The sequence below is a fragment of the uncultured Thiodictyon sp. genome (assembly GCF_903946935.1).
Lineage (GTDB): Bacteria > Pseudomonadota > Gammaproteobacteria > Chromatiales > Chromatiaceae > Thiodictyon.
On record NZ_CAJAXH010000168.1, the window covers coordinates 1 to 4570 of the forward strand.

General features: G+C 66.7%; 6 protein-coding genes. All 6 read left to right on the plus strand.

The window, feature by feature from the left end; all coding sequences use genetic code 11:
* Positions 1-131: 131 nt before the first annotated feature.
* The 6 genes from imuA to QZX93_RS14980 all read left to right on the plus strand — a co-directional run bounded on the left by imuA (position 132) and on the right by QZX93_RS14980 (position 4484).
* Positions 132-719: a translesion DNA synthesis-associated protein ImuA gene (gene imuA, locus QZX93_RS14960; RefSeq protein WP_295393474.1), complete on the plus strand. Its 588-nt coding sequence runs from the start codon at positions 132-134 to the stop codon at positions 717-719.
* Positions 720-882: 163 nt separating this feature from the next.
* Positions 883-2310: a DNA polymerase Y family protein gene (locus QZX93_RS14965; protein WP_295393472.1), complete on the plus strand. Its 1428-nt coding sequence runs from the start codon at positions 883-885 to the stop codon at positions 2308-2310.
* 150 nt (positions 2311-2460) lie between these two features.
* Positions 2461-3006: a Uma2 family endonuclease gene (locus QZX93_RS14970; protein ID WP_295393470.1), complete on the plus strand. Its 546-nt coding sequence runs from the start codon at positions 2461-2463 to the stop codon at positions 3004-3006.
* Between the two features lie 208 nt (positions 3007-3214).
* Complete coding sequence (locus QZX93_RS27390; RefSeq protein ID WP_366760449.1) at positions 3215-3400, plus strand: toll/interleukin-1 receptor domain-containing protein; 186 nt, start codon at positions 3215-3217, stop codon at positions 3398-3400.
* On the plus strand, positions 3400-4116 hold the full coding sequence (locus QZX93_RS14975; RefSeq protein ID WP_295393468.1) for a hypothetical protein: 717 nt from the start codon (positions 3400-3402) through the stop codon (positions 4114-4116). Before QZX93_RS27390 ends, QZX93_RS14975 begins: the two co-directional genes overlap by 1 nt.
* Positions 4113-4484 carry a P-loop NTPase gene (locus QZX93_RS14980; RefSeq protein ID WP_295393466.1) on the plus strand — a complete coding sequence of 124 codons (372 nt, stop codon included), beginning with the start codon at positions 4113-4115 and terminating at the stop codon, positions 4482-4484. The genes QZX93_RS14975 and QZX93_RS14980 overlap by 4 nt, the downstream gene beginning before the upstream one ends.
* The last annotated feature ends 86 nt before the right edge of the window (positions 4485-4570 follow it).

The following is a 4570-nucleotide window of genomic DNA, read 5'->3' on the forward strand; positions in this document are numbered from 1 at the left end:
ATCCCGCGACACCGTCGCCGCCACCATCCAGCGCCTGGCACGCAACGTCCGCCTGGTGTTCGACTACCTGGGCATGACCGAAAATTCCCGCCGTCGGCGGGGACGGCCAGCCACGGCGGGCTAGAACGGATTTGCCGTGTGGGCGGCGCACCGACCTCTGGCAGGGTCAGGTGGCCCGTGGCCGGGTCCCGGCGGGGGTGCCCACCGGGCTCGCCGCCCTGGACCAGGCGCTCAGCGGGGGCGGCTGGCCGCCCGGCAGCCTTACCGAATTGCTCGGGGACTGGCCTGGCGACGGGTTCGGTCTGGTCCTGCCGGCCCTGGCCCGGCTCCAGTCCCGTTGGCTGGTGCTGGTGGACCCGCCACTGACCCCCTTCGCCCCGGCCCTGGCCGCCCGCGGCGTCGCCCTGGAGCGGTTGGTGGTGGTGAACGCCGGGGCGCGGGGCGCCTGGGCCGCCGAGCAGGGCTTGCGCTCCCGTGCCTGTGCGGCGGTGCTGGTTTGGGGCGGGCGCTGGGACGGCACTCAACTTCGCCGGCTCCAGTTGGCCGCCGCCACCGGGGACGCACTGGCCTTCCTGTTCCGCGACCCGGACGCCGCTCGCGCGCCGTCGCCCGCCCCCCTGCGTCTGCGGGTGCAGCCAGCCCCGACCGGCTACCGGGTGACGGTCCTCAAACAGCGCGGCGGCCGCGCCGGGGCGGTCCTGAGCCTGCCGTCATGCTAGAAAGGGCCGTTGTCACGCCAAGGCGCCAAGCTCGCCAAGGCTTTTCACTGCGTTATCGGCGTCGCGCCAGTCGCCCGACGGGTGCTCTGGGCGCCTGGCCGATCATATTGTTTTTCTTGGCGAGCTTGGCGCCTTGGCGTGAGCCATTGCCAGGCTTAGGGTAATGCGCTGGCTGGCGCTCTATCTTCCCCACCTACCCCTGGAGGTCCTGGGGCGGGCCTGTGCCGATGATCTGCCGCTCGCCATCGGCGGCGAGCGCATCCTGAACTGCAACCCGGCCGCCGCCGCCCAGGGCATCCGCCCGGGGCTCAAGGTCGGCGCCGCCCGGGCCCTGTGCGCAGCGTTGCGGATACAGGCCCGGCGCCCGGCGGCGGAGCGCGCGGCACTGGAACGCCTGGCCGCCTGGTCGATGCGCTGTACCTCCCTGGTCAGCCTGGCGCCGCCCCGTTCACTGCTGCTGGACGTGGCCGCCAGCCTGCGCCTCTTCGGCGGGGCGCGCGCCTTGCTGGGGCAGGTGGGGGAGGGGGTTGCCGCGCTCGGCTATCAGGGTCGCCTCGCGTTGGCGCCGACGCCCCTGGGCGCCCTGGTGCTGGCGATCCACCAGGGGGCGGACGGCCCGATCATCCCCGACGGTGCAGCGCTACGCGCGGCGCTCGATCCCTTGCCCCTGGCCGCCCTGGGTCTGCGCCCCCGCGAACTGGACGACCTCACCGCCATGGGCCTGCGCCGGGTCGCCGACCTGCTGCGCCTGCCGCGGGCGGGGTTGCGCGCCCGCCTGGGACCGCGGCGGGTGGACTGGCTGGAGCGCCTGCTCGGCGAGGCCCCGGACCCACGCCTGCCGTTCGCGCCCCCGGCCGAGTATCGCGGTGTTCTGGAGCTGCCGGCGGAGGTGGAGCTGGCGCCGGCCCTGGTCTTTCCCTGCCGCCGCCTGCTCGCCGAGTTGGGCGGCCTCCTGCTCGGGCGCCAGGCCGGGGTGCAGCGGCTCGACTGGCGCCTGGGTCATGCGCGCTGCCCCGACACCCATCTGCACCTGGGGGCCATCGCGCCCCTGGCCGACCCGGAACGCTGGCTGGAGCTGCTGCGCGGGCACCTGGAGCGCCTGGACCTGCCGGCCCCGGTGCGCGCGGTCGGGCTTGTGGCGACCGATCTGCGGTCCCTGAACCCCACCGCCGGTGACCTGTTTCCCGGCGCCACCGCCGACGCCTCAGGCGGCCCCGCGCTGCTCGACCGCCTGCGCGCCCGCCTGGGACCGGACGCCGTGCGTGGCCTCGCCCTGGTGGCCGACCACCGCCCCGACCATGCCTGGCGCTGGGCCGAGCCCGGCGAGTTGAGCCGCGGCATCCCCCGCGCGAACCGGCCACTGTGGCTCCTGCCGCAACCCCAGCCGCTCACGCAGCGCGCCGGCCGCCCCTGGCTCAACGGCGCACTCGACCTGGGCCAGGAGCGCGAGCGCATCGACACCGGCTGGTGGGACGACCGCCCGGTGGCGCGCGACTATTTCGTCGCCACCAGCCGCCGCGGCGAGCGCCTGTGGGTCTACCGCGAGCTGCGGGGCCGCGGCGACTGGTATCTGCATGGGCGCTTCGGGTGAGCGGGAGCGCCGACAGCCTGTCGGCGAGCCGCCGCCAGGCGGCATGTGGTCCGGGAAGCGCCCATGTAGGCGCGTCGGGCGAGCGTGACGTGGTGGCCTTCCGCGGTCGATAATGTCCACCGGACAGCCGATTGCGAGTAACCGATTGCCATGCATGCGCAGACCAGGCCCACCCTTTATGAACAGCTCGCCGCCCTGCCCGTGAATCTGACCGGGGAGAACCTCGACGGTCGGCTCTACACCCAGCCGCGTCCGGCCTGGCCCCATGCCCTGGCCGCGTCATCCCTGGGTGACGAACTCGTCGGCCCCTTCCAAAAAGGGCAGGGCGGCCCCGGCGGTTGGTGGATCATCGACGAACCGGAACTGCACTTCATCCGCGACGCCGAGGTCGATGTCCCGGACCTGGCCGGCTGGCGGCGGGAGCGGATGCCCCGCCCGACGCTGGGTCATCGCATCGAGGTGGTGTCGGATTGGGTCTGCGAGATCCTGTCCCCTTCGGCCGAGCGGAAGGACCGCACCATCAAGATGCCGATCTACGCCCGGTTCGGCGTGGACTATGCCTGGCTGATCGACCCACTTGCCCGGACGCTGGAGGCCTACGCCCTGGCTGGGGGCGGTTGGCAGGACATCGGACGCTATGCCGGCAACGCGGCGGTGACGGTTGCGCCCTTCGACGCGATCAGTATCCGTCTGTAGGACCTGTGGATGCCGGTGCCCTAGGGAAACGCTGATTTATTCATATTATGTTAAATCGTGGCTGCTTTTATCAACGGGTTAGCCGTGCCGCAACAAATTAATCAGCGTCTCCCTAGCAGCGAGCTTGCGACCGCGCGCCACCGCCGGATTGATTCGCTGCTTAGCTTCAATCATATCAAATGCTTAGACAGGCAGAGCGAGGACCGGATTGTTCAATCACGACATCTTTATTTCTTATTCTCATACTGACGGTGATTGGGCGAAACGTCTGAATGACTCGCTGACCGGTGCGGGCAGGGGCTTTTCGACCTTCTTCGATAACCAATCGCTGCGCGCGGGTGATGACTGGGAGGCACAGATTCACGCGAGTCTCATGCGGTCTGGGGCCAAGTAATGGCAGAGATCCTCAAGGGATTAGAGCCTGATGCCCGCCCTCTGTCCATTCCTCTGGTCGTGTTGACCTTGACGTGCGAGCAATTACACGAGATATCACCAGATCGCTTGCAATGGATTGAGACTGATTATGGCGTCTCGTTGTCAGATCTCGCTTTGCAGTACGGTTCAACACGAGATGATTGGCGACCGTTGGCCGGGAAGGAGGCGATCACTGACCTGCTGGCAAACGTCCGCATCGAAATCGAAAACGCGATCCCCCGACGTCACGTCGCATGGCGTGAACCAGATGACGAATTCTGGGCTCGCCCCGCTGTCGTGAGCCGATTCGTAAAAGCTGATTTCCTGTCTGGGGAACTATCGCTATTGATCGTTGATCCGGTCGCAATTTACCATCCCGATATTTTTCATCGCCTGGTATGTTTTCAGGACTGTTTTGCTAATCCGCATATGGTTATTGTGGTTCTGCCTCCTTATTCTGTGCCTCGCCGGATTGCAGCCATCAAACATGCCCTAGGCAATCAGGGCACGCCATGCTTCGATGACTATTTTCGCCCTAGCGTTCCGCCGAAACGGCGTTTGGCAGCGCAATTCGTCTGGAATGCAATCGATGGGGACGATATTCGCCGTCATCTCCTTATGGCGGCCAGCGATCTGGTCATGAAGCCTGCCGCGTCACGTCGGTCCTCTTTCATCCGACAGGGCGCTCCCCGATGATCGTCACCTTCTACTCTTACAAGGGGGGCGTCGGTCGATCAATGGCGTTGGCCAACGTGGCGGAGTGGTTCCGGCGGCAAGGTCTGAAAGTGGTCATGGTCGATTGGGACCTCGAAGCGCCAGGCCTCGAGAGCTTTTTTTCCACCGACGCGGCCGAGCGTGAATCGCTTGGCGGGAAACCGGGCCTAATCGATATCATCGTAGCCTACCGCGACATGTTCTCCGGTCTCGCGGGGCCTAACGCATTAGGGCCACTACCCGGCGACGGGGCGCCGGCGGGAAAATATGATTTCATTAAGTTTCTTGAAGAAACATTGGCTCTCTGGGATCTCAGTAGGTCGCATAGTTTCTCAAAAACAGCAGGATAGAGCGGTTACACAAAAAGAAAACGGCTCTATGGCAACGTCTGAAAATAGCGTAAGCCTCTGATATAAAGGTTCGGCAGAGCAGTAAT